Here is a 24346-nt window from a genome sequence, read left to right as displayed (position 1 = left end):
ACCGCGCGCCCGGCGACGCCGCGCCGGACGGCAGGGCGCCGGGCATCGGCGTCACCGGCAGGGTGGCGCGGGTCGGCGGGGCGCAGCGGGCCGGTCATCAGGCGCCCGGGACCGTCTTCGCCTGCGGCAGGAGGTCGCCCGCGGGCTCGGTGTACGTGATCCCGGTGAGGCGGTCGCCGTCGTAGTGCAGCGACGTCAGCGACGCGACCGAGCACTCGCGCCTGCGCGGGTCGTGCCACAGCCGCCGCCCCTCGAGGGACTGCCGGGTCACCCAGATCGGCAGCTGGTGCGAGACGACGACGGCCTCGTGGCCGCTGGCTGCGTCGCGCGCGGCGGCGACGGCGGCGAGCATCCGCGCGACCTGCTCGCGGTACGGCTCGCCCCACGACGGCCGGAACGGGTTCCACAGGTACGGCCAGTGCGCCGGCCGACGCAGGGACCCGTCGCCCACGCCGAAGGTGCGCCCCTCGAAGTGGTTCGCGGCCTCGACGAGCCGCTCGTCGGTCGCGATGTCCAGGTCGAACGCGGCCGCGATCGGCGTCGCCGTCTCCTGCGCGCGCTGGAGCGGCGAGGCGACGACGTGCACGACGTCGCGGCGGGCCTCGCCGAGCGGTCCGCGACCCGCGAGGTGGTCGGCCATGCGCTCGGCCATGGCCACGCCGCGCTCGGAGAGGCGGAACCCGGTCAGCCGCCCGTAGAGGACGCCGTCGGGGTTGTGCACCTCGCCGTGGCGCATGAGGTGGACGGTGGTCGTCGGCATGGGTCGATTGTCCCGTACGACGGCGCATGCCCCGTCACGTGCGGGGTGTGCGCCCGCTCACCCCTCGTCGGGGTCGGCGGGCCCCTCGGCGATGCGCGCCATCGCGGCACCGAGCGCGAGCATCTGGTCGTCGGTGAGGAGGTCGACGAGGTTCGCCCGCACGGCGCGCACGTGACCGGGAGCCGTGTCGACGAGGAGCGCGTAGCCCCCGTCGGTCATGACGCAGTTCACGCCGCGGCCGTCGGCGAGGCAGTTCTCGCGCCGCACGAGGCCCCGGCGCTCGAGGCGGGAGACGGTGTGCGTCAGCCGGCTGCGGGAGTGCACGAGCGACGACGCGAGCTCGGACATGCGGAGCGTGCGGCCGTCCGTCTCGGACAGGCGGACGAGGATCTCGTACTCGCTGAGCGAGAGGCCCGCGTCCTGCTCGAGCTGTCGCGTGAGGGCCTCGGTGAGCCGGGCCGTGCCCGAGAGGTACGACCGCCACGCCCGCTGCTGCTCGACCGTGAGCCAGCGCACGGGCTCGCCGGACTCGTCGGGCACGGCCGCGCGAGGTGCGGCGTCGGTCGTGGTCATGGTGGCTCCCTCCGTCTGTGACGAGCGTCCCACGCCCGGTGTCACGGATGTCGGACGAACGCTTGTGCCCCGTCCCCGAGTGTAGTAGAAATATCAACGAGGTGCTTGATGGTTCAACCAAATGAGCATCGTCCGACATCGCCACGACAGAGGAGACACTCATGAGCACCACGACCACCACCCTTCCCGCCGGCGTCACGACCGGCACCTGGACCATCGAGGCGTCGCACAGCTCGGCGTCGTTCACGGTGCGCCACGCCGGCATCTCCAAGACGCGCGGCACGATCGCCATCACCGACGGCGCGATCACGATCGGCGAGGACCTCGCGTCGTCGTCCGTGACCGCGACGCTCGACCCCGCCACGGTCGACACGCGTGACGCCAACCGCGACGGCCACCTCAAGAGCGCTGACTTCTTCGAGGTCGAGGCCTTCCCGACGTGGACCTTCACGTCGACGGCGGTCGAGGCCCGCGGCGACGAGTACGTCGTCGTCGGCGACCTCACCATCCACGGCGTGACCAAGCAGGTCGAGCTCGAGGTCGAGTTCAACGGCGCGGCGACCGACCCGTTCGGCAACGCGCGCCTCGGCTTCTCGGCGAAGACCGAGTTCTCCCGCAAGGACTTCGGCCTGACCTGGAACGCCGCGCTCGAGACCGGCGGCGTGCTGGTCTCGGACAAGGTCAAGGTCTCCCTCGAGATCGAGGCCATCAAGGCCTGACCCCTCGCGGCCTCCGCCGCACCAGCGGGCTTCTGCCCGCCCACGGACCTGTGCCCCCTGCCCGCCCCCTGGCAGGGGGCACAGCCGTGTCCCGGCACAGCCGTGTCCCGGCACAGCGATCTCTGCACAGCCGTGTCCCGGCACAGCCATGTCCCCGGCACAGCCATCTCTCTGCACGGCCGCGCCTGCACAGCCGTCTCTCCGGGAGCGCCCCGTCACCCCCGGGCGGCGTCCTTGCGGCGCTCGTGGAAGGCGAGGATCTGCAGCTCGGTCGCGAGGTCGACCGAGCGGAGGTCGACGCCGTCGGGCACCTGGAGCACGCGCGGGACGAACGTGAGGATCCCCGTCACGCCGCTCGCGACGAGCCGGTCGCACAGCTCCTGCGCGACGTCGGCCGGCGTCGCGAGCACCGCGAGCGTCGCGCGCTCGCGCCGGACGATGGCCTCGAGGTCGCGCCCGTGCTCGACGACGAGCCCGGCGACCGTCGTGCCGACCACCTCGGGGACCGCGTCGACGAGCGCCGCGACGCGGAACCCCTTGCCCGCGCCCGCGACGTAGTTGGCGAGCGCGTGGCCCAGGTTGCCGATGCCGACGATGACGACGGCGAGGTCGCCCGTGACGCCGAGGGCCGCGGCCACCTGCGCCTGCAGGTGCTCGACGTCGTACCCGACGCCCCGGACGCCGTGCGAGCCGAGGAACGACAGGTCGCGTCGCAGCTGCGCCGGCCCCACGCCCGCGAGCTCCGCGAGCTCGCCGGACGACGTGCGCTCGACGCCGCCGTCGGCCAGCTGCTCGAGCGCGCGCAGGTAGATGGGCAGCCGCGCCACGGTGGACGCGGGCACGGGCCGAGCGGTCATCCGCGCCCGCCCGCGAGCGCCCGGCGCACCCGCCCGGCGTCGATCCGCCAGTAGCCCTGCTGCACGCCGTCGACCGTGACGACGGGCACGAGCTCGCCGTACCGGTCCGTCAGCTCGGCCGCATCGGGGCCCGCGTCGATGTCGACCTCGCGCACGCGCGTGCCCGCCTCGGCCGCGAGCGGGACGACGACGTCGCGCGCGGCCTCGCACAGGTGGCAGCCCTCGCGGACGTAGAGGACCACCCGCTCGTCGGCCTGACCACCCATGAGGCCAACCCTAGGGGAGTCGTTACAGTGGCCGGGTGGCAGAGCCGACTCCCTCCGTCGGCGCACCGGACGTGGCGCTCCCGCCCGACGCGTCCGGCGTGCCCTCCGAGGTCGAGTCCGGGCAGGCGGCCGCGGCGGCCCACCACCACCTCTCGACGAGCCCGACGACACGGCACGAGGACGCCCCCGCGTCCGACCGGCCGGTGGGCGGCGTCGCGGCGTTCTTCGACCTCGACAACACGATCATCCGCGGCGCGAGCGCGTTCCACCTGGCCGTGGGCCTGCGCCGGCGCGGGTTCTTCGGCTATCGCGACTTCGTGCGCTTCGCGTTCATCCAGGCCAAGTACCTGCTCTTCGGCGAGGACGCCGAGCAGATCGACGAGGTGCGCTCCCGCGGCCTCTCGATCGTCGCGGGCAAGTCGGTCGCGGAGATCGCCGCGATCGGCGAGGAGATCTGGGACGAGGTGCTCTCGCTCCGCATCTTCGCGGGCACCCAGGCCCTCCTCAACCGGCACCTTGAGGCCGGGCACCAGGTGTGGATCATCACCGCGAGCCCGGTCGAGATCGGCGAGCTCATCGGCCGCCGGCTCGGCGTGACGGGGGCGCTCGGCACGGTCGCCGAGCACAGGGACGGCTTCTACACCGGCCGCCTCGTGGGCGACCTGCTGCACGGCCGCGCGAAGGAGAGCGCGGTGGCGACGCTCGCGCGGCAGGAGGGCCTGGACCTCTCGCGGTGCTACGCCTACGGCGACTCCACCAACGACGTCGCGATCCTCTCCTCCGTCGGCCACCCGGTGGCGATCAACCCGGACGCGCGCCTGCGCCGGCACGCGCGCGAGGTGGGCTGGCCCGTGCGCGAGTTCCGCGGCCGACGGCGCACCACGGCCCGGCGCAGCATGCTCACCGCGAGCTGGGCGGGCGGCGCCTGGGTCCTCGGGCTCGTCCTGCGGGCCGCGCGCCGCCAGCTGCGCGGCTGACGGGCCGAACGGGCCGAACGGGCTGGGCGGTCTGGGCGCCGCGCCACCTCAGCCCGACGTCGTCGCGACGGGCCAGCCGTCCACCCACGCGAGCTCGCGGATCGCGAGCTGGAACTCCCCGCCGAGCCGCTCGTCGTAGAAGTGGAACGCCAGGTGGTCGCGCGAGACCGACTGCCCGCCCGGGCCGATCATCGGCCCGTTCGTGGCGAACACCGCCGTGCCGCCGTCCTCGAGCATCGACCGGCCCTCGGCGTCCTCGTACGGGCCCGTCACGTCGCGCGAGCGCCCGACGACGATCCGGTACGTGCTCGCGACGCCCTTGCAGCACCCGTCCTTCGAGACGAACAGGTAGTACCAGCCGTCGCGCGGCACGACGTACGGCGCTTCGATCGCGTTCGGCGGTGCGCCGCGGTCGGCGATCCGCAGCGGCTCGGCCTCCGGGTCGGCACGCAGGCCGGACGGCCACTCGAGCTCGACCATCCGGATGCCGCTCCAGAACGAGCCGAACGCCATCCACGGCGTTCCGTCCGCGTCCTCGACGATGCCCGGGTCGATCGCGTTGTGGTCGTCGCCGGAGGTCGTCGCCACGACGGGGCCGCGGTCGACCCACGCGTAGTCGGGGTCCTCCGGGTCGAGCGTCGTGTTCGTGTGCAGGCCGATGACGGAGGTGTTGCTGCCGAACGTCGACGCCGACCAGTACAGGTAGTACGTGCCGTCGTGCTCGTAGACCTCGGGCGCCCAGTAGTTCTTCACGCCCGGGACGACGTCGGCCACCCACGCGGGGGCGTCGTCGGCATCCCAGACCGTGCCGGCGTACGTCCACTCGTGGCCGTCAGGCGAGGTGCGGATCTGGACCGACCCACCGCCCTCGCGCTCGTCGCCCGTGGAGAACACGTACCAGGGCTCACCCTCCTCCCCCGCGACGAGCGCCGGGTCGTGCGTCCTCAGGTCGCCGCCGAGGTCGAGGGCCGTCGCGGACGTCGCTGCGGAGCCCGCCTGCGAGCCCGCCTCCGAGCCCGACGCGGAGCACGCGGCCAGGGCGACGACGGCGACGACGGCCGCCCCGGCGAGGAGGGGCCGGGGCGGCCGCACGGTCATCGCGTGGCCAGCCGGAGCATCGTCCACGAGACGGGCGGCAGCTCGACGTGCACGACGTCGCCGTCCCGACGGGCCGTCGCGTTCTCGCGCGGGGCGAGCGAGGCGTCGTCGTCGACCGTCGAGCGGGCGTACGGGTCCTCCGGGTTGGCGAGGGTCACGGCCTCGACGACCTCGGCGCCGCCGAAGGCGCGCGTGTCGACCGCGACCACGAGCGGCTCCGTGAGCGAGCGGTTGACCGCGAAGACGGCGAGCGCACCCGTCTCGGCGTCGTGGGTCGCGACCGCGTCGACCAGCGGCGTCTCGCCGAACTTCGCCGTGTCGTGCGCCGGCGTCGCGAGCTCCACCCGCAGCACCTCGCCGACGGCGTGCTTCGACGTCAGCGCGAACGGGTGGAAGGTCGTCTGCCGCCAGATGCGCCCGCCGGGCTCGGTCATGATCGGCGCGATGACGTTGACGAGCTGCGCGAGGCTCGCGGCCTGCACGCGGTCGCTGTGCCGCAGGAGCGAGATGAGCAGGTTCCCGACGACGACGGCGTCGGCCACGTTGTAGTGGTCCTCGAGCAGCACGGGCGCCACCGGCCACGAGTCCTTCGGCGGCACGGACGGCGTCGCGTGCTGGTACCAGACGTTCCACTCGTCGAACGAGATGTGGATCCGCTTGCTCAGGCCCTTGGCGGCGCGCACCGCGTCGGCGGTCGCGACGACGTCCTCGATGAAGTGGTCCATGTTGATGGCCGAGCCGAGGAAGCTCGCCAGGTCGCCGTCGGTCTCGAAGTAGTAGGCGTGCGCCGAGACGAAGTCGACGAACTCGTACGTCTCCGCCAGGACCGTGGCCTCCCACTCCCCGAAGGTCGGCATCGCCGAGCTCGAGCTTCCGCACGCGACGAGCTCGAGGCGCGGGTCGATCATCCGCATGGCGCGCGCCGTCTCCGCCGCGAGGCGGCCGTACTCGTGCGCCGTCTTGTGGCCGATCTGCCAGGGCCCGTCCATCTCGTTGCCCAGGCACCACATGCGCACGTCGTGGGGCGCCTCGGTCCCGTTCGCGCGGCGCAGGTCGGACCAGTAGGTGCCGCCCTCGACGTTGCAGTACTCGAGGAGGTCGAGCGCCTCCTGCACGCCGCGCGTGCCGAGGTTCACCGCCATCATCGGCTCGACGCCGGCCCGGCGGGTCCAGCGCATGAACTCGTCGACGCCGACCGTGTTCGGCTCGGTCGAGTGCCAGGCGAGGTCCAGCCGCGCGGGCCGCTGGTCGACCGGCCCGATGCCGTCCTCCCACCGGTAGCCGGAGACGAAGTTGCCGCCCGGGTAGCGCACCGTGCTGACGCCGAGCTCGGCCGTGAGCTCGATGACGTCCTTGCGGAAGCCGTCCTCGTCCGCGGTCGGGTGCTCGGGGTCGTGGATGCCGGTGTAGACGCACCGCCCGAGGTGCTCGACGAAGCTGCCGAACGTGCGCCGGTGCACGGGCGAGACCGTGAAGGCAGGGTCGAGGGTCAGGGACGCGGTGCGCATGCTTCTCCTTGCAGGGCTGTGGCTCGTGGTGCTGGTGCGTGCGGTGTCACTTGAGGCTGCCGAGGGACAGGCCCCCCTGCCAGTACTTCTGCAGGGACAGGAACGAGATGATCAGCGGGATGATCGAGATGAGCGCGCCGGTCACGACGAGGTTCCAGAGCTGGGACCCCGCGGCGCCGGACTGGGACTGCGCCTGCCACTGGCCGAGGCCCACGGTGACCGGCAGCAGCCGGGTGTCCGAGAGCACCGCGAGCGGTAGGAAGTAGTTGTTCCAGGTCGCGACGGTCGAGAGCAGCAGCACCGTGACGATCGCCGGCCGCAGCAGCGGCAGCGCGACGTTGAAGAACGTCCGCAGGTCCCCCGCGCCGTCGACGCGCGCGGCGTCGAGCAGCTCGTCGGGAACCGCCTCCTGCGTGTAGACGCGCATGAGGTAGACGCCGAACGGGCTCAGCAGCGACGGCAGGATGACCGCCCAGATCGTGTTGGTGAGCTCCATCTGGGCGAGCAGCATGAAGGTCGGGATCACGAGCGCCGTCATGGGCACCATCACCGAGCCGAGCACGGCCGCGAACAGCAGGTTGCGCCCGCGGAACCGGTACTTGGCGAACCCGTAGCCCGCGAGGATCGACAGGACGGTGGCGCCGATGCCGCCCGAGAACGCGTAGAGGAACGAGTTGCCGAGCCAGCGCCAGTAGAGGCCGCCGCCCTGCGTGAACAGCTGCGCGACGTTGTCGAACAGGTGGAACTCGTCGTCGAACCACAGCGGCCCGCCGCTGCCCGCGAACAGGCCGTTGATGTTCTTCGTGCTGCCGACGACGAGCCACCACAGCGGCAGCGCGAAGTACAGGACGAGGAGGACGAGGAAGGTGTGGGCCAGCACGGGCCGGCGCGCACCGGGACCGCCCGCGCGCCGGCGGCGGGTGGGGGCCTGGCGCACCGTCTCGGGTGCGACTTCCGCGACGTTGAGTGCCATCAGCTCAGTCCGCTCTTCTTGCGGGTCAGGAACAGGAACAGGTAGGACCCGGCGAACACCACGACGCCGAGCGCGAACGAGATCGCGGACGCGTAGTTGAACTGCGAGTACGAGAACGCGAGCGTGAACGCGTAGAGGTTCGGGGTGAAGGCGGCGTCGATCGACCCGGCCGCGACCGACCGGAGGATCTGCGGCTCGGTGAAGAACTGCAGCGTCCCGATCAGGGCGAAGACGAGGATGAGGACGAGGGCCGAGGAGATCATCGGCACCTTGATCCGGAGCGCGATCTGGGTGTTCGTCGCGCCGTCGATCCGTGCCGCCTCGTAGATCGACGGGTCGATGCCGCGCAGCGCCGCGTAGATGATGATCATGTAGTAGCCGGCCCACTGCCACGTCACGACGTTGAGCAGGCCCGCGAAGACGTTGTCCGGGCTCAGCATCACCGGGGCGTCGAGGCCGACGAGGCCGAAGATGTCCGCCATCGGGCCGAAGCGCGGGCTGTAGAGGAAGCCCCACATCATGGCGCCGATGACGACCGGGATCGCGTACGGCACGAAGATCATGAGCCGGGCGAACTTGGCCAGGCGGTCGGTGAGCGCGTCGAGCACGAGCGCGACGGCGAGCGACACGAGCATCTGCACGGGGATGAGCACGAGCGAGAAGCGGATCACGAAGCCGACACCCTGCAGGAACTGCGGGTCGCTGAACGCCTGGGCGTAGTTGTCGAACCCGGTGAACCGCTCCCCGAGCGCGAGCGTCTTGGTGTGCAGGCTCATCCAGAACGCGTAGACGAGCGGCACGATGAGGAACGTCACGAAGACGACGAGGAACGGGGCGACGAACAGCCAGCCGAAGCGCTGACGGGCGCGGGCGACACCGCCCGGCGCGTTGCGTCGCCGAGGTGCGGGCGTCGTCGGGCGGGCCGGCGGTGCGGCGCCCTCGACGCTGAGGGTCTGGGACATGGTGACTCCTTCGGCGGCCGGTCCGGTCCCGCGAGGCGGGACCGGACCGGGCTGGGCCTGACCGGTGGGCCGGCCGGACACGGGTCCGGCCGGTCCTGGGGCGTCAGTTGACGGTGAAGCCCTGGCTGGTGGCGTAGTCGACGACCTGCTGGTGGAGGTCGTCGACCGCCTGCTCGGGCTCCTTCTCACCCTGGAGCGCCGCGAACATCTGCTCCGTGAGCTTGTCGTAGGCGAAGTTCTGGAACGGGCTGAACGTGAAGCCCTCGTAGCCCGCGGCGGCCTCCATGAACACGTCCTGGTTGATCTTCTGCCCGCCGAAGAACGGGTACTCGAGGTCGCGGAAGTAGTCCGACTCGAGGATCGGGAGCCACAGCGGGAACAGGGCGCCCTCCTCGATGCCGATCTTCCAGGCCTCCTCGGTGCCGAAGATCTCCTTGGCGACGACGGCGGCCGCCTCGGGGTTGTCCGACTGCGACGTCACGGCGAAGGCCGAGCCGCCCCAGTTCACCTGGACCGGGTCCGCCGCGTCCCACTGCGGGAGCGGGGCGGCGCGCCACACGGCGTCGGGGTCCGCACCCTCGAGGCCCGAGAGGTAGCCCGGCCCCCAGGCCGCCGCGAGATAGGTCGCGTAGGAGCCGTCGACCAGCTTGGTGTTGTAGTCGGTCGTGAACGCGTCGTCGGTGCCGACGAGGCCCTTGTCGACGAGGTCGAACCAGTAGTCGACGACCTTCTTGGTGCCCTCGTCGTCGAGGTTGATCTCGACCTCGGTCGGGTTGTCCGGGTCGAAGACGTAGGGCTCCGACCCCGCCTGCGCGAAGAGCGCCTGGAGGAACGCCCGGCCGTTGGTCGGGAAGTCGGCCATGACCGCCTCGCTGCCCGAGTCCTTGAGCTGCTGCGCGGCGGCGGCGAACTCGTCCCACGTGGTGGGCGGGGCCGTGATGCCCGCGGCCTGGAAGAGGTCCTCGCGGTAGAGCATGCCCATCGGGCCGCCGTCGACCGGGATCGCGTAGACGCCGCCCTGGGCGCTGTGGTCCTCCCAGACGCCCTCGCTGTAGTTGTCCTTGACCTCGTCGGCGCCGTACTCGTTCAGGTCGACGAGCGCGTCGCGGATGATGAAGCTCGGGAGCACCTCGGTCTCGAGCATGATCACGTCCGGGGCGCCGCTGCCGGCCTCGATCGTGGTGCTGAACTTCGTGTACTCGTCGTTGCCCTGGCCGGCGTTGCTCCAGCAGATCTGGATGTCCTCGTGGCTCTCGTTGAAGAGGTCGACGACGCTCTCGAAGGCCGGGTACCAGGCCCACACGGTGACCTGCTCGGCGTCGGGCACCTTGATCTGGTTGGTGCACCCCGCCTCGCCGCCACCGCTGGCGTCACCCTCGGCCGTCTCGCCACCCTCGGCGCCCTCGGCGCCCTCGGTCGTCCCGCCCCCGCCCGAGCAGGCGGTCAGGCCGGTGACCGCCACGGCGGCCCCGATCCCGGCGGCGAGCCAGCGGCGTCGCCGCTGCCCACGGATGCTGCGCATGCGAATCCTCCTTGATCCGGTTCCCGGGCTCGTGCCGCGGGTCGTTGCAGGTCCTCCTCCGATGCACCGGCTCACGCCGCCGTCGGACCGCCTCGGTGGTGCCCGGCGACCGATCTACATCGTTGTACTACATCGATGAAGAGAACCATGGACCCGGGATGCGGGTGAGGTCAAGCGCTGGCCGTGTCACGGAACGGTCACGGATGTTATCGCTCACATGGGATGATCCCCGGCGCCCGTCGACGGCGGCGCAGCCGGGGGTCAGGCCGGGAGGGTGGAGCGGCGCTCGAGGATGCGGAAGTCGGCGTAGACGCGGCGCGGACGGTGGGTGCCGCGCTTGTCGGCGATCTGCTCGACCAGCAGGCGCACGGCGGTCTCGGCGATCTGCTCGCGCCCGGGGTCGACCGTCGTCAGCGACGGGTTCGAGTACTCGCCCTCGTCGACGGCGTCGAAGCCGATGACCGCGACGTCGTCGGGCACGCGGATCCCGCGGACCTGCAGCTCGTGGAGCACTCCGAGAGCCATCGCGTCGTTCATCGCGAAGACGGCGTCGGGCGCGGCGCCCGAGTCGAGCAGGTGCGCCATCGCCGAGGCGCCCGTCGAGCGGTGCCAGAGCCCTGCCTCGCCGAGCAGCGACTCGTCCCACGGCACGCCGGCCGCCTCGAGCGCCTGTCGGTAGCCGGTCAGGCGCAGCCCGGCCGAGCCCACGACCTCACCCGGGTGGACGCCGACGACGGCGACGCGCCGCCGGCCGAGACCCAGCAGGTGCTCGGTCGCCGCACGCGCACCCTCGACGTTCTGCATCGTCACGTGGTCGACGGTGTCGGGGAACAGCCGCTCGCCGAGGAGGACCATCGGGAAGTCGACGTCGAGCAGCTGCTCGTCGCCGTCGCCGAGCGCGAGCGGGCTGAACAGCAGGCCGTCGGTCAGGTGCCGGCGCGCCCCCGAGAGCACCTCGAGCTCGCGCTCGCGCCGGCTTCCGGTCTGCTCGATCAGCACCGTCAGCCCCTGCGCGTCCGCGGCCTGGATCACCGAGTCCGCGAGCTCGGCGAAGTACGGCAGGCTCAGCTCGGGCACCGCGAGCGCGATGATCCCGGTGCGCCCGGTGCGCAGGTTCCGCGCCGCGACGTTGAGCTGGTAGTCGAGCTCCTCGATCGCGGCGAGCACCCGCGCGCGGGTCGTCTCGCGGATGTGCGGGTAGCCGTTGACGACGTTCGAGACGGTCTTGACGGAGACCCCGGCGCGCTGCGCGACGTCGTTCATGGTCGCGGCCATGGCCTCTGCCTCCTGCCCGGGCTCCCGCCCGCGCCCGCCCCCACGGGCGGATGCGGGCCACAGGCTACATCGTTGTAGACCGTCCCGGCAGGGCCTGTCCGCAGCTGTGACTGGCCCCGTACGACACGACGACGGGCCCGGCCGGAGCCGGACCCGTCGTCGTCATGAACGTCTCGCTGTGCTGCACACCTCGTGGTGCACCGCGAAGCGCACCGTGCCGTGCCGCGCCCCGGGGGGCGCGCACGTCACTTCTTGTTGCGGCGCTGGTGGCGCGTCTTGCGCAGCAGCTTGCGGTGCTTCTTCTTGGCCATGCGCTTGCGGCGCTTCTTGATGACGGAGCCCACGTGTCCTCGCAGCTGTGATCGGTCGTGCGTGTGGTCGGAAGGGCGCTGGACCGACGCGTTCAGGCAGCCGACGGCTGCCGGTCGGCCCGGCGCTCAGGAAAGTCCGGCGTCACTCTACCGCGTCCACCGAGGTCGGGAGACCTCGGGTCCCGGGTGGGGAGCGCTCGGCTCAGGAGCTCAGGCGGTCACCCTCGACCGACGACGCCGCCAGGTACGCCTCGAGGGCGTCCTCCGGGACGCGGTACGAGCGACCGACGCGGACGGCCGGCAGCTCGCCCGAGTGCACGAGGCGGTACACCGTCATCTTCGACAGCCGCATCGTCTCGGCCACCTCGGCGACCGTGTAGTACCGCAGCCGCGGCCTCTCCGGCCCACCGCTCATGCTGGCCCTGCCCCTCCCGCCCCGCGGCGCCTCGGGCGCTGGTCGGGACGGCTGCCGAACTGCTGCGGCGGTCGCCGCGCAGCGCCCACCGTAGTGGTCGGCGTGACTGGAGTGAAAGGGGTGACGGGTGGGACTCACCCGTCCGGCGCCGTCAGTCGTACAGCGGGTCGAGGTCGTGCCACACGAAGACCGCCTGACGCGTGGCCAGGACCACCCGGTCGACGTCGTCCGCGGGGTCGTAGCCCTCGCTCCAGGGCCGGACGCGGACGTCGCCGTCGTCGCCCATGTGGGTCGGCAGCGGGAAGCCGAACACCGCCGCGGCGTGCTCGCGCCACGGCTCCGGGACGGGTGCGTCGAGCGGTACCGGCACGTGCGCGGCGATGCCCAGGACGTGGCTCCAGGCCCGAGGGACGACCTGCGCGACGGCGTAACCGCCGCCACCGAGGGCGAGCCACCGGCCGCCGGCCACGTCGTGCGCGAGGCCGTGGACGAGCTCGGCCGCGGCCCGCTGCGCGTCGACCGAGACGTCCAGGTTGGTCAGGGGGTCCGAGCCGTGCGCGTCGCACCCGTGCTGGCTCACGACGACGTCGGGCCGGAACGCGCGGACGAGCGGGTCCACCACGGCCGTCACGGCGCGCAGCCACCGGGTGTCGGACGTGTGCGGCGGCAGCTCGACGTTCACGGCGGTCCCGCGCGCGCCCGGCCCGCCGAGGTCGGCCGTGTGGCCGGTCCCCGGGAAGAGGGTGCGACCGCTCTCGTGCACCGAGATGGTCAGGACGCGGGGGTCGTCCCAGAACGCCTTCTCGACGCCGTCCCCGTGGTGGGCATCGAGGTCGACGTAGGCGACCCTCGTCGCACCCCGCTCGAGGAGCCGGCGGATCGCGGCGACCGCGTCGTTGTAGACGCAGAAGCCCGACGCGTGGTCCGCCATGGCGTGGTGCATCCCGCCCGCGACGTTGACCGCGTGCTCCGCCTCGCCGGACCACAGGGCGTCGGCGCACCGGACGCTGCCGGCGACGATGCGCGCCGACGCCTCGTGCATGTGCAGGAAGACCGGGTCGTCGTCGGTGCCGAGGCCGTGGTCCAGGTCGGGCTCACCCGTCGTCGACGCGCGGCGCACGGCGTCGACGTAGCTCCGGTCGTGGGCGGTCGCGAGCACCTCGTCGTCCGCGGGCTCGGCACCGACCACGCGGACCCCCTCGGCGTCGAGGATCCCGAGCTCGCGCGCCAGGCGGAACGTGAGGTCGAGCCGCAGGGGGTTCATCGGGTGCGTGGGCCCGAAGTCGTACCCGAGCATGGCGTCGGACCACACGACGAGCGCCTGCACGGCCGGTGCGGTCGATGCCATGCCTCACCGTAGCCCGGCGGGGGCGGGCCGGGCGCCAGGTTCAGCGGGGGTGGGCCGGGCGCCAGGTTCAGCGGGGGCGGGCCGGGCGCCAGGTTCAGCAGGGGCGGGCCGGGCGCCGAACGCCGCTGCGCACCACGCCGTCGGACCACACGGCCGACGGCGCCCGGGCGTGCCAGAGTTGGCCGGTTCGGGCACGGGCACGGGCACGCGAGGAGCGGCGGGACCGCTCACGGGACGGGGAGGTGCGGGGATGGAGCTGCCCCGCCCGCTCTACCTGGGCCGCGAGTTCGTCGACCGGGTGGCCCGCCAGTCCCCCGCCCGTCTCGCGCTGACCGTGTTCGCCGCCGTGATCGCCCTCTTCACCGGGCTGCTGCTGCTGCCCCAGGCGACGGCCGACGGCACGCAGGCGCCGTTCGAGGACGCGCTCTTCACCGCCGTCTCCGCGGTGTGCGTCACCGGTCTCACCACGGTGGACACGGGCACGTACTGGTCGTTGTTCGGCCAGGTCGTCATCCTCGTGGGCATCAAGGTCGGCGGGCTGGGCGTCATGACGCTCGCCTCGCTCCTCGGCATCGCCGTCTCGCGCCGCATCGGCCTCACCCAGAAGCTGCTCACGGCGACCGAGACGCGGTCGGCCGGGCTGGGCGAGGTCGGCTCGCTGCTCCGGGTCGTCATCCTCACGTCGACCGCGCTCGAGGTCGCCATCGCGCTCGCGCTCGTCCCCCGGTTCGCGATCGTCGGCGAGGACCTCGGCGAGGCGGTGTGGCACGGCGTCTTCTACGCGGTCTCGGCGTTCAACAACGCGGGCTTCGTCCCCACGCCCGAGGGCCTGGACCCGTTCGTCTCGGACTGGTGGATCGGCCTGCCCATCGTCGTCGGCGTGTTCATCGGGTCCCTCGGGTTCCCCGTGATCCTCAACATCGCGCAGCGCCGGCGGGACGTGGGCCGGTGGAGCCTGCACACCAAGCTCACCGTGACGACGTCGGTCGCGCTCGTCGTCGTCGGCACCGTTCTCATCGCCGCGGCCGAGTGGGGCAACCGGGCGACCTTCGGCACCCTGGACACGTCGGGCAAGGTGCTCGCGGCGCTCTTCGCAGGTGTGATGCCCCGCTCGGGCGGCTTCTCGACCGTGGAGATCGCCGAGATGAAGGAGTCGACGTGGCTCATCAACGACGCGCTGATGTTCGTCGGCGGCGGCAGCGCCTCGACCGCGGGCGGCATCAAGGTGACGACCCTCGCGGTGATGCTGCTCGCGATCGTCGCCGAGGCGCGCGGTGACCGCGACGTCGAGGCCTTCGGCCGGCGGATCCCGCGCGAGACGCTGCGCCTCGCGGTCGCCGTCGTCTTCGTCGGCGCGACGGCGGTGCTGCTCGCGACCCTCGCCCTGCTCGAGATCACCGGGCTCAGCCTCGACGTCGTGCTCTTCGAGGTGATCTCGGCGTTCGCCACCGTGGGTCTGAGCACGGGCATCACGCCCGACCTGCCCGCGGAGGGCAAGTACGTGCTCTCGGCCCTCATGTTCGTGGGCCGCACGGGCACCATCACGTTCGCAGCGGCACTCGCGCTGCGCGACCGGCGCCGGGTCATCCGGTACCCCGAGGAGAGGCCGATCATTGGCTGACGACGACCGCCGCCCCGACGCCCGGCCCCAGGGCCTCGAGGTACCGCCCACCGAGACGGGCCGCAGCGCGCGCGCCGCAGGCCGGCGCGGCGCCGCGAAGGAGGAGGCCCGCGACGGCGGCGTGCTCGTGGTCGGCCTGGGGCGCTTCGGCTCCTCCATCGCGCTCACGCTGGACCGGCTCGGGCACGACGTGCTCGCCGTCGAGCGCGAGGCCTCGCTCGTGCAGCACTACACCGGCCGGTTCCCGCTGGTCGAGGCCGACGCGACGAACCCCGAGGCGCTCGTCCAGCTGGGCGCGAAGGACTTCCCGGTCGCCGTCGTCGGCGTGGGCACGTCGCTCGAGGCGAGCGTGCTCATCACGGGCAACCTCGTCGACCTGGGCACGCCGCAGATCTGGGCGAAGGCGATCTCGGTCGAGCACTCGCGCATCCTGCAGCGCATCGGGGCCCACCACGTGGTGCTGCCCGAGGCGGACGCGGGGAACCGGGTCGCGCACCTCGTCTCGGGCAAGCTGCTCGACTACATCGAGGTCGAGGACGGGTTCACGATCGTCAAGATGCGGCCCCCGCGCGAGACCCAGGGCTTCACGATCGCGCAGTCGCAGATCCGCAAGCGCTACGGCGTCACGGTGATCGGCGTGAAGCCCCCGGGCGAGGAGTTCGTGTACGCGACGGACGACACCCGGATCTCGGCCAACGACCTGCTCATCGTCTCGGGGCACGCCGACCTGCTGGAGCGCTTCGCCGCCCGGCCCTGACCGACGGCGGCGCCGAGCCCCACGCTGGGTGCGCGGGGGCGGTCAGTCGGCGGGGCGTGCGTGCGCGCCGTGCGCGACGCCGCCCGCGCGCTGCGACGCGGGCGGCTCGACCGCGCCGATGCCCAGGCCGCGGGTCGAGTCGCGCACGACGAGCTGGGTCGGCAGCGGCGTGTCCGTCGTCTCGTCCTCGCCCTCCTCGAGCGCGACGAGCACCTTCTGCAGCATGAGGCCGCCCAGTGCGGCGAAGTCCTGACGCACCGTCGTCAGCGGCGGGTAGAGGTACGCCGCCTCGGGGATGTCGTCGAACCCGACGACGCTGACGTCGTCGGGCACGCTGATCGACCGCTCCCTCAGCGCGGACAGCAGGCCCAGGGCCGTGAGGTCGTTCGAGGCGAAGATCGCCATGCCCGGCTCGACGTCCATCTCGCGCCCGATCCGGTAGCCGGACGCCGCCGACCAGTCGCCGTACACGAGGTCGACCACGGGCAGGCCCCGCTCGGCGAGCTCGTCGCGCCAGCCGCGCACGCGCTCGACGGCGTCGGCCGCGCGGGCGGGACCCGCGAGGTGCGCGATGCGCGTGTGCCCGAGGTCCGCGAGGTGCCGGACGGCCGCGCGCGCCCCGCGGTACTGGTCGATCTGCACGAGCAGGGGGCTGCGCCGCGCGGACGACGCCGCCGCGACGACGGGGACGGACAGGTCGAGCGTGCGGACCATCTCCACCACGCCGATGTCCATGACGATGAGCACGATCGCGTCGACGCGCTGGCGCAGCAGCCCCTCGATCGCCGACTGCACGGCACCCGGGTCGTCGTCGACGGTCGTGACGGTGTCCACGCTGTACCTGGCCGCGCGGGCCGCCATCGAGAAGTGCATGCCGATGCGCGTCGGGCCGTGGTCGGAGACGTTCGGCGCGATGAGCCCGAGCGTGCGCGAGCGCCGGGTCACGAGCGAGCGCGCGGCGGGCGACGGGCTGTAGCGCAGCTGCGCGATGGCGTGCTGCACCCGCTCGCGCGTCGCGGGCCGGACGTTGGGCACGCCGTTGACGACGCGCGAGACCGTCTGGTGGGAGACGCCGGCGAGGCGCGCGACGTCGAAGATCGTCGCGGCGCGGGCCGGCTTGCCGTCCTCCACGCTCACCCCCCGTCCTCGTCGGGGCGGGCGACCAGCGCGAGCAGCGAGCCGGTCGTGACGTCGTCGGACTCCACGGTGCCGACCACGCGCCCGTCGCGCAGGACGACGACGCGGTCGGAGACGCGCAGCACCTCCTCGAGCTCGGCGGAGATGAAGACGACCGACAGGCCGTTGTCCGCGAGCTCGCCCACGAGGTTCTGGATCTCGACCTTGGCGCCGACGTCGATGCCGCGCGTCGGCTCGTCGAGCACGAGCACGCGCGGCGCGAGCGCGAGCAGCCGTGCGAGCAGCACCTTCTGCTGGTTGCCGCCGGACAACGTCCCGGCGGGCCGGTCCAGGTCGGGCGGTCGGATGCCCAGCGCGTCGACCCAGCTCTGGGCGAGCTCGCGGCGTCGAGCGAGGGGGATCGGCCGCAGGGCGCCGCGCTGCGCCTGGAGCGCGAGCGTGATGTTGTCGAGCACCGAGAGCTCGGCGACGATCCCCTCGGTGCGGCGGTTCTCCGACGAGTAGACGAGGCCCAGCCCGATCGCCCGTCGCGGGGAGTCCAGCCGCGCGCCCGCGCCGTCGACGCGGACGCTTCCCGCCTCGAGCCGCGCGACGCCCGTGACCGCGCGGGCCAGCGCCGTGCGGCCCGAGCCGAGCAGGCCGGCGACGCCGACCACCTCGCCCTCCGCGACGTCGACGTCGACCCCCTGGACCCCGCGCGCGGTCGTGACGCCCCGGGCGCTCAACAGCGGTACCGCCTCGGGCTCCGCGACGGCGCCGCGCTGGCGCTCGGCGAGCTCCGACACCTCACGCCCGAGCATCTTGGCCACGAGGTCGATCCGGAGCAGCTCGCGCGTGAGGTACTCGCCGACGAACCGGCCGTCGCGCAGCACGGTGACCCGGTCGCACAGCTCGTAGACCTGGTCGAGGAAGTGCGAGACGAACAGCACGGCGACCCCGCGCGCGGTCAACCGCCGGACGACGTCGAACAGCTCGGCCACCTCGTCGAGGTCCAGGCTCGAGGTGGGCTCGTCGAGCACGAGCACCTTGACGTCGGTCGCGATGGCGCGCGCGATGGCGACCAGCTGCTGGACGGCCACCGGGTGCGTGCCGAGCGTCGACGCGGGGTCCACGTCGAGCCCGAGGTCGGCCAGCACGGCCGCGGCGCGGCGACGCATGAGGCGGTGGTCGACCAGCCCGAAGGCGCGCGGCTCGCGGCCGAGCAGCACGTTCTCGGCCACCGAGAGGTTCGGCAGCAGGTCGATCTCCTGGTAGACCGTGCTCACGCCCGCGCGCTGGGCGTCGTAGGGCGTCGCGAAGCGGACGGGCCGGCCCTCGAGCACCAGCGTCCCGGCGTCGAGCGGGAGCGCGCCCGTGATCGCCTTGATCAGGGTCGACTTCCCGGCGCCGTTCTCGCCCATGAGCGAGTGCACCTCGCCCGGGAACATCCGGAAGGAGACGTCGTCGAGCGCCGCGTCGGCGCCGAACCGCACCGTCGCGCCGGTCAGCTCGAGCAGCGGCCGCGCCCCGTCCACCCCGTCATTATCGCGGGGCGGGTGGGGCGCGGCCGCCAGGGTCGGCGAGCTCACCTAGCGTTGTCGTTCGGAGCGCGCGACGATCGCCCGCTGCACGACGATGAACAGCAGCAGCAGGCCTCCGATGATGATCTGCATCCACGACTGCTCGGCGCCCATGAAGGAGATGATCGTCTTGATGGTGCCGAAGACGAGGACGCCGACCAGCGACCCGAGCACGTAGCCCCGGCCGCCCGTGAGCAGCGTGCCGCCGATGACGACGGCGGCGATCGCGTCGAGCTCGGTGCCGATGCCGTTGCGCGGGTATCCGGCGCCGGAGTACGCCGTGAGGAGCAGCCCCGCGAGGCCGCCGCACAGGCCGCTGATGACGTAGGCCGTCACCTTGGTGCGCGCGACCGCGAGACCCATGAGCCGCGCCGAGCCCTCGTTGCCGCCGATGGCGTAGACGGTGCGGCCGAAGCGCGTGAGGTGGAGGACGAGCGCGGCGAATGCGACCGCGAGCAGCGCGATGATCCCCGTCGGCGTGATGTACCAGCCGTCCAGCCGGATGCGGGTCTGCTGGAGCCACAGCACCGTGGGCTCCTCGACCTTGATCGACTGCAGGCTCACCACGAACGCCAGACCGCGCGCGAGGAACAGCCCGCCGAGCGACGCGATGAACGGCTGCACGTGGAAGTACTGCACGAGCACCCCGATGAGCAGGCCGATCGCACCGCCCGCGAGGAGCATCGCGGGCACCGCGACCACCGCCGGCGTGCCCTGCGCGAGCAGCTGGGCACCGAGCACCCCGGTGAACGCCATGACCGAGCCGACCGAGAGGTCGATCCCCGCGGTGAGGATGACGAACGTCATCCCCACCGCCAGGACCAGCAGGTACGCGTTGTCGAGCAGGAGCGCCGACAGGTTCCCGGGCGAGAGGAAGTTCCCCGGCAGGAAGGTCTCCGCGCCGGCGAGCAGCACCAGGAGGATGAGCACGGCCGCGTAGGTCGGCGTCGTGGCGGCGTGCCGGGCGATGAACCCCTGGTAGGAGGGCGCGGACCGCCGGGTCCGCACCTCGGGCGTCGTCGTCGTGCTCACGGGGCCACCTCCGCCGTGGTCGGCTCGGCGACGTCGCGGCGTCGGGACGCCGTCAGCGACCTCAGCGCACCCCTCACCCGTGGCGACTGGATGACCACGACGGCCACCACCACGAAGGCGAAGAACACCGGGCTCTCCGCGGAGGGCACGCCGAGGAAGAGGATCGTCGACTCGAGGGTCTGGATGATGAGGACGCCGATCACCGTGCCGGCGATCGAGAACTTGCCGCCGTTGAGCGACGTGCCGCCCAGGACGACGGCGAGGATCGCGTAGAGCTCGATGAAGAGCCCGGCCGCGTTGGCGTCGGCCGCCTTGATGTTCGACGCGTAGATGACGCCGGCGAGGCCCGCGAGGACCCCGCTGACGACGTAGGCGCCCCACACGATGCCCCGGCGCCGCACGCCGGCGAGCCGGCTGGCCTCGGGGTTCACGCCGACCGCCTCCGTGAGCACGCCGAGCGCCGTTCGGCGTTCGACCAGGGCGATGGCGACGATCGCGGCGACGGAGACGAAGAACGCGAACGGGAGGAGGGTGAGGTAGCCGCTCGCGATGTAGGCGAACGGCGCCGAGTTCACGGTCGTGATGAAGCCGCCCGTGATGAGCAGCGCGACGCCGCGGCCGGCGAGCATGAGGACGAGCGTCGCGATGATCGGCTGGATGCCGAGGACCGAGACGAGGAACCCGTTCCACACGCCCAGGACGAGCGCGACGAGCACCGCGACGAGCACGGCGACGAGCACGGTCCCGACGTTCTCGGGGTCGCCCGACCCGTCGATGATCGTCAGGGCGACCGCGCCGGAGACCGCCATGATCGCGCCGACCGAGAGGTCGATGCCGCGCGTGGCGATGACGATCGTCATGCCGAGCGCGACGAGCATGAGCGGCGCGCTGCCGCGCAGCACGTCGACGAGGGCGCCGTAGAGCTGGCCGTCGCGCATCGTCGTCGTGAGGAACTTCGGTCGCGCCACCGAGTTGACGACGATCAGCAGCACGAGCGCCGCGCTCGGCCAGAAGAGCCGGTGCCTGAGGATCCCGGTCATGCCGCACTCCCCTTGCCCGCGTTCGCGAGGTAGTCGACGAGCCCGTCGAGGTCGACCTGCCCGGAGTCGAGCTCGCCGATCTTGCGGCGGTCCCGCAGGACGGCGATCCGCTGCGCGAGCCGGAGCACCTCCTCGAGCTCGGACGAGATGAAGATGACGGAGAGCCCCTGGGCGGAGAGCTCGGAGACCTTGTGCTGGATGTCCGCCTTGGCGCCGACGTCGATGCCGCGCGTGGGCTCGTCCAGGACGAGGAGCTCGGGCGCCGTCGCGAGCCAGCGCGCGAGCAGCACCTTCTGCTGGTTGCCGCCCGAGAGGTTGCCGACGATCGCGTCGGGGTTCGCGGGGCGGACGCCGAGCGCCTGGATGTACTCGGCGACGACGGCGTCCCGCTCGCTGCGGCGGATCGGCCGGGCCCAGCCGCGCTGGGCCTGGATGCCGAGGACGATGTTCTCCGCGACGGTGAGGTCGGCGACGATTCCCTCGCCCCGCCGGTCCTCCGAGGAGAACGCCATCCGCCGGTCGATCGCGTGCCGCGGCGACGTCATGCGGGCACGCTCCCCGCGCACGGACACGTGGCCGACGTCGGCCCGGTCCGCCCCGTAGAGCAGGCGCACGAGCTCCGTGCGGCCCGAGCCCAGGAGGCCCGCGAGGCCGACGACCTCGCCGGGGTACACGTCGAGGTCGGCCGGCTCGAGCACGCCGCGGCGACCGATGCCGCGCGCACTCAGCAGCGGCTCGCCCGACCGGTCGACGGCGCGGTGGGCCGTGCGCGAGAGGGACTCGAGGTCGTGCAGCTCCCGACCGATCATCTTCGTCACGAGCGCGTCGCGCGGCAGGTCGGCGACGGCGTGCTCGCCCACGAGCGCGCCGTTGCGCAGCACGGTGATGCGGTCCGAGATCTCGTAGACCTGGTCCAGGAAGTGCGAGACGAACAGGATCGCGACGCCCCGGTCCCGCAGGTCGCGGACCACGCCGAACAGCTGGTCGACCTCGTCGCGGTCCAGGCTCGAGGTGGGCTCGTCGAGGATCAGGACCTTGGAGTCGAGGACCATGGCGCGGCTGATCGCGACGAGCTGCTGGACGGCGATGGAGTGCCGTGAGAGCGGTGAGCGCGTGTCGATGTCGAGGTGCAGCGCCTCGAGGTGGCGCGCCGCCTCGGTGTGCGTGGCGCGCCAGTCGATGACGCCGCGCCGGCGGGGCTCGTGCCCGAGCATGACGTTCTCCCCGACCGAGAGGTTCGGGCAGAGGTTGACCTCCTGGTAGACCGTCGAGATGCCCGCCGCCTGGGCGTCCGCCGTGGAGGCGAAGGTCCGGTCGGTGCCGGTGACGGTGATCGTGCCGCCGTCGACGGGGTACACGCCGGTGAGGGCCTTGATGAGCGTCGACTTCCCGGCACCGTTCTCGCCCATGAGCGAGTGGACCTCGCCGGGGCGCAGGGTCAGGTCGACGTGGTCGAGCGCGAGCACCCCGGGGAAGCGGATGGTGATGCCGCGCATCTGGACGACGGGTGGGACTTCGGTGTCCGCAGGCATGTGGTTCGGCTGCTTTCTCGTCGGCGTCCGGACGGAGCCACGTCGGGGGGCCGGTGAGGCGGCCCCCCGACGTCATCCTGCCGGGATCGGTGACCGGTCTGGGATCAGTACTTCCGGTCCGGCAGCGCCTCCTCGGCCGCCGCCTGGTCGAACGCCTGGTCCTCGACGATCGTCCGCTTCTCGACGGTCTCGCCGGCGACGACCGCCTTGACGAGCTCCGCGGCCTTCTCGCCGAGCAGGGGGTTGCACTCGACGATGTAGTTGATCTTCCCGTCGGCCAGCGCCTGCATGCCGTCGCGGACGGCGTCGACCGAGACGATCTTGATGTCCTCGCCCGGCACGGCACCCGCGGCCTCGATCGCGTCGATCGCGCCGAGCGCCATGTCGTCGTTGTGGGCGTAGACGAGGTCGATGCCGTCGGCGCCGTACTTGGACAGGAAGCCCTCCATGACCGACTTGCCGCCGTCACGCGTGAAGTCGCCCGTCTGCGAGTCGATCTTCTCGATCGGGGTGCCCTCGATGGCGGAGTCGAAGCCCTCGGCGCGGTCGTTGGCCGGCGCGGAGCCCGTCGTCCCCTCGAGGACGACCATCTTCGTCGGCTCGGTGAAGGTCTCGGCGGCCCACTGCCCCGCCATCTCGCCTTCCTTCGTGAAGTCGAGGCCGACCCAGGTCTCGTAGAGGTCCTCCGACGCCGTGACGGTGCGGTCCTCGAGGATCACCGGGATCTCGGCGTCCTTCGCCTCCTGGAGCACGTCCTCCCAGCCGTCCTCGACGATCGGCGCGATGACGATGGCGTCGACGCCCTGGTTGATGAAGGACCGGACGGCCTGGATCTGGGCGGCCGGGTCGTTGTCCGCCGCGTTGAAGACCAGCTCGAAGCCGTTCTCCTCCGAGAACGCCTCCTTCATCGACTCCGTGTTGGCGCTGCGCCAGCCGCTCTCCGAGCCGGTCTGGGCGAAGCCGACCGTGATGACGTCGCCGCCGCCACCGCCGCCCGCTCCCGCGTCACCGTCACCGCCGCCGGAGTCCGTCGAGCAACCCGTCACCGCCAGGGCCATCGCACCTGCCAGCGCGATCCCCGTGAGCAGTCGCTTCCGCATCTGTGACCTCCTCGTCAGGACCGGCAGCACTGCCGGCCCGTGGATGCTGTGCCGCCCTGCACCGCGGGGCGTGTGAGTGATGTTAGCGCTCACTTGGCGATCACATTCAAGGTCCCCAGGGTCACGTTTCTGTAACGCAGTCGGCCCCCACCTGCGGCGCGGCGCAGCCACCCGCTGATGTGATCGCGTCACGCCGGGTCCGCTGCCCAGCTCGCGTACGGCGCGGGCAAGCCCCCCGGGGCCCCAGCTCCGCGCCTCAGCCCCGCGCCTCAGCCCCGCCCCTCAGCCCCGCGCCTCAGCCCCGCGCCTCAGCTCCGCGCCTCAGCCCCGCACCTCAGCCCCGCACCTCAGCCCCGCACCTCAGCCCCGCACCCCAGCTCCGCGCCTCAGCCGAACCCGGCGCCAGGAGTTGCTCCGTACCTGCCGAGCATCGCCCGAGCGTCGGTCCGAGCGGCCGATGGTGCTTCTGGGACTGCTGGGGCCCATGGGAGCAACAGCCGCCCCAGCAACCTCATCAGCCACATCGCCCGCACGGACGGGACGGCTGCCGACCGCCGGCGGGGCGTCCGTGCGCCACCCGCGACTCATCAGCACGGAGTCGCCGGGCGCCGGCCACGCGCTCGTCCGCGCGCCGGTCGGCGCGCCGTCCGTGCGGGCGATGGTGGTCGTGGTGCCGGCGTGGCTCCTGGGAATCACCTGCGCCACAGCAGTCCCACCCACCACATCGCCCGCACCGACGGTGCGGGCGGGAGCGTGGGGGGACGGGGCGGCGCAGGGAGGGGCCGACGGCACAGGGGCGAACACGGCACAGGGCCCGACGGCACAGGGGCCTACGGCACAGGGCCCGACGGCACAGGGCCCGACGGCACAGGGCCCGACGGCACAGGGCCCGACGGCACAGGGCCCGACGGCACAGGGCCCGACGGCACAGGGGCGGACGGCACAGGGGCGGACGGCACAGGGCCCGGTCCGCCGAGGCGGACCGGGCCCTGTGGGTCGGTCGT

General features: G+C 72.6%; 23 protein-coding genes. 4 read left to right on the top strand and 19 right to left on the bottom strand.

All coding sequences use genetic code 11. The features are described 5' to 3' along the window. Positions 1-97: 97 nt before the first annotated feature. Together ICW40_RS07330 and ICW40_RS07325 are read right to left on the bottom strand one after the other, a co-directional pair. A complete protein-coding gene (locus tag ICW40_RS07330) occupies positions 98-760 on the bottom strand; it encodes a histidine phosphatase family protein (RefSeq protein ID WP_221653172.1) in 663 nt (220 codons plus the stop codon). A gap of 57 nt (positions 761-817) precedes the next feature. Beyond that, positions 818-1333, bottom strand: coding sequence for a MarR family winged helix-turn-helix transcriptional regulator (locus ICW40_RS07325; RefSeq protein ID WP_221653171.1), 516 nt, complete (start codon positions 1331-1333; stop codon positions 818-820). Between the two features lie 161 nt (positions 1334-1494). Here ICW40_RS07325 and ICW40_RS07320 point away from each other — a divergent pair, with 161 nt between their 5' ends. After that, positions 1495-2052 (top strand): YceI family protein, encoded by a 558-nt coding sequence (locus tag ICW40_RS07320; RefSeq protein WP_221653170.1) that lies wholly within the window; start codon positions 1495-1497, stop codon positions 2050-2052. 215 nt (positions 2053-2267) lie between these two features. On the opposite strand, the gene ICW40_RS07315 is transcribed toward ICW40_RS07320, so the two are convergent. Together ICW40_RS07315 and ICW40_RS07310 are read right to left on the bottom strand one after the other, a co-directional pair. Next, the gene (locus tag ICW40_RS07315) at positions 2268-2894 is read right to left on the bottom strand and encodes a redox-sensing transcriptional repressor Rex (protein ID WP_308121687.1); all 627 of its coding nucleotides are present in this window, start codon (positions 2892-2894) and stop codon (positions 2268-2270) included. Positions 2895-2905: 11 nt separating this feature from the next. Continuing rightward, positions 2906-3175, bottom strand: coding sequence for a glutaredoxin family protein (locus ICW40_RS07310; RefSeq protein ID WP_221653168.1), 270 nt, complete (start codon positions 3173-3175; stop codon positions 2906-2908). Positions 3176-3378: 203 nt separating this feature from the next. Between ICW40_RS07310 and ICW40_RS07305 the strand changes: the two genes are divergently transcribed. Next, positions 3379-4152 (top strand): HAD family hydrolase, encoded by a 774-nt coding sequence (locus ICW40_RS07305; RefSeq protein WP_308121689.1) that lies wholly within the window; start codon positions 3379-3381, stop codon positions 4150-4152. Between the two features lie 48 nt (positions 4153-4200). On the opposite strand, the gene ICW40_RS07300 is transcribed toward ICW40_RS07305, so the two are convergent. The 9 genes from ICW40_RS07300 to ICW40_RS07260 form a co-directional block, all read right to left on the bottom strand. Further along, positions 4201-5250 (bottom strand): arabinan endo-1,5-alpha-L-arabinosidase, encoded by a 1050-nt coding sequence (locus ICW40_RS07300; RefSeq protein ID WP_221653167.1) that lies wholly within the window; start codon positions 5248-5250, stop codon positions 4201-4203. After that, entirely contained in the window at positions 5247-6758 is a 1512-nt protein-coding gene (gene arfA, locus ICW40_RS07295) for an arabinosylfuranosidase ArfA (RefSeq protein ID WP_221653166.1), read from the bottom strand. The genes ICW40_RS07300 and arfA overlap by 4 nt, the downstream gene beginning before the upstream one ends. Before the next feature lie 46 nt (positions 6759-6804). Further along, complete coding sequence (locus ICW40_RS07290; protein WP_221653165.1) at positions 6805-7731, bottom strand: carbohydrate ABC transporter permease; 927 nt, start codon at positions 7729-7731, stop codon at positions 6805-6807. Further along, positions 7731-8693: a carbohydrate ABC transporter permease gene (locus ICW40_RS07285; protein WP_221653164.1), complete on the bottom strand. Its 963-nt coding sequence runs from the start codon at positions 8691-8693 to the stop codon at positions 7731-7733. Before ICW40_RS07285 ends, ICW40_RS07290 begins: the two co-directional genes overlap by 1 nt. 103 nt (positions 8694-8796) lie before the next feature. Beyond that, positions 8797-10215, bottom strand: coding sequence for an ABC transporter substrate-binding protein (locus tag ICW40_RS07280; protein ID WP_221653163.1), 1419 nt, complete (start codon positions 10213-10215; stop codon positions 8797-8799). Between the two features lie 261 nt (positions 10216-10476). After that, on the bottom strand, positions 10477-11490 hold the full coding sequence (locus tag ICW40_RS07275; RefSeq protein WP_221653162.1) for a LacI family DNA-binding transcriptional regulator: 1014 nt from the start codon (positions 11488-11490) through the stop codon (positions 10477-10479). A 245-nt stretch (positions 11491-11735) separates the two neighbouring features. After that, positions 11736-11834, bottom strand: a complete 99-nt coding sequence (locus ICW40_RS07270) for a 30S ribosomal protein bS22 (RefSeq protein WP_003792170.1) — start codon at positions 11832-11834, stop codon at positions 11736-11738. A 169-nt stretch (positions 11835-12003) separates the two neighbouring features. Further along, positions 12004-12216: a helix-turn-helix domain-containing protein gene (locus ICW40_RS07265; RefSeq protein WP_221653161.1), complete on the bottom strand. Its 213-nt coding sequence runs from the start codon at positions 12214-12216 to the stop codon at positions 12004-12006. Positions 12217-12367: 151 nt separating this feature from the next. Continuing rightward, complete coding sequence (locus ICW40_RS07260) at positions 12368-13564, bottom strand: acetoin utilization protein AcuC (RefSeq protein ID WP_260458906.1); 1197 nt, start codon at positions 13562-13564, stop codon at positions 12368-12370. A 250-nt stretch (positions 13565-13814) separates the two neighbouring features. Between ICW40_RS07260 and ICW40_RS07255 the strand changes: the two genes are divergently transcribed. Both ICW40_RS07255 and ICW40_RS07250 read left to right on the top strand, forming a co-directional pair. Next, positions 13815-15185 carry a TrkH family potassium uptake protein gene (locus ICW40_RS07255; RefSeq protein WP_221653160.1) on the top strand — a complete coding sequence of 457 codons (1371 nt, stop codon included), beginning with the start codon at positions 13815-13817 and terminating at the stop codon, positions 15183-15185. 121 nt (positions 15186-15306) lie between these two features. After that, positions 15307-15942 carry a potassium channel family protein gene (locus ICW40_RS07250; protein WP_308121688.1) on the top strand — a complete coding sequence of 212 codons (636 nt, stop codon included), beginning with the start codon at positions 15307-15309 and terminating at the stop codon, positions 15940-15942. 42 nt (positions 15943-15984) lie between these two features. On the opposite strand, the gene ICW40_RS07245 is transcribed toward ICW40_RS07250, so the two are convergent. From ICW40_RS07245 to ICW40_RS07220, 6 genes are all read right to left on the bottom strand, one after another. Further along, complete coding sequence (locus ICW40_RS07245; protein WP_308121685.1) at positions 15985-17079, bottom strand: LacI family DNA-binding transcriptional regulator; 1095 nt, start codon at positions 17077-17079, stop codon at positions 15985-15987. Continuing rightward, positions 17076-18593 carry a sugar ABC transporter ATP-binding protein gene (locus tag ICW40_RS07240; protein WP_221653175.1) on the bottom strand — a complete coding sequence of 506 codons (1518 nt, stop codon included), beginning with the start codon at positions 18591-18593 and terminating at the stop codon, positions 17076-17078. The genes ICW40_RS07245 and ICW40_RS07240 overlap by 4 nt, the downstream gene beginning before the upstream one ends. A gap of 54 nt (positions 18594-18647) precedes the next feature. Next, a complete protein-coding gene (locus ICW40_RS07235) occupies positions 18648-19670 on the bottom strand; it encodes an ABC transporter permease subunit (protein WP_221653158.1) in 1023 nt (340 codons plus the stop codon). Continuing rightward, positions 19667-20710 (bottom strand): ABC transporter permease, encoded by a 1044-nt coding sequence (locus ICW40_RS07230; RefSeq protein WP_221653157.1) that lies wholly within the window; start codon positions 20708-20710, stop codon positions 19667-19669. Before ICW40_RS07230 ends, ICW40_RS07235 begins: the two co-directional genes overlap by 4 nt. Then, complete coding sequence (locus ICW40_RS07225; protein ID WP_221653156.1) at positions 20707-22242, bottom strand: sugar ABC transporter ATP-binding protein; 1536 nt, start codon at positions 22240-22242, stop codon at positions 20707-20709. The genes ICW40_RS07230 and ICW40_RS07225 overlap by 4 nt, the downstream gene beginning before the upstream one ends. Before the next feature lie 104 nt (positions 22243-22346). Then, positions 22347-23342: an ABC transporter substrate-binding protein gene (locus tag ICW40_RS07220; RefSeq protein WP_221653155.1), complete on the bottom strand. Its 996-nt coding sequence runs from the start codon at positions 23340-23342 to the stop codon at positions 22347-22349. Positions 23343-24346: the final 1004 nt, after the last annotated feature.

The sequence above is a fragment of the Actinotalea ferrariae genome (assembly GCF_019733465.1).
In the GTDB taxonomy this organism is placed as follows: domain Bacteria; phylum Actinomycetota; class Actinomycetes; order Actinomycetales; family Cellulomonadaceae; genus Actinotalea; species Actinotalea ferrariae_A.
This window is presented reverse-complemented; position numbering and strand designations above follow the sequence as displayed.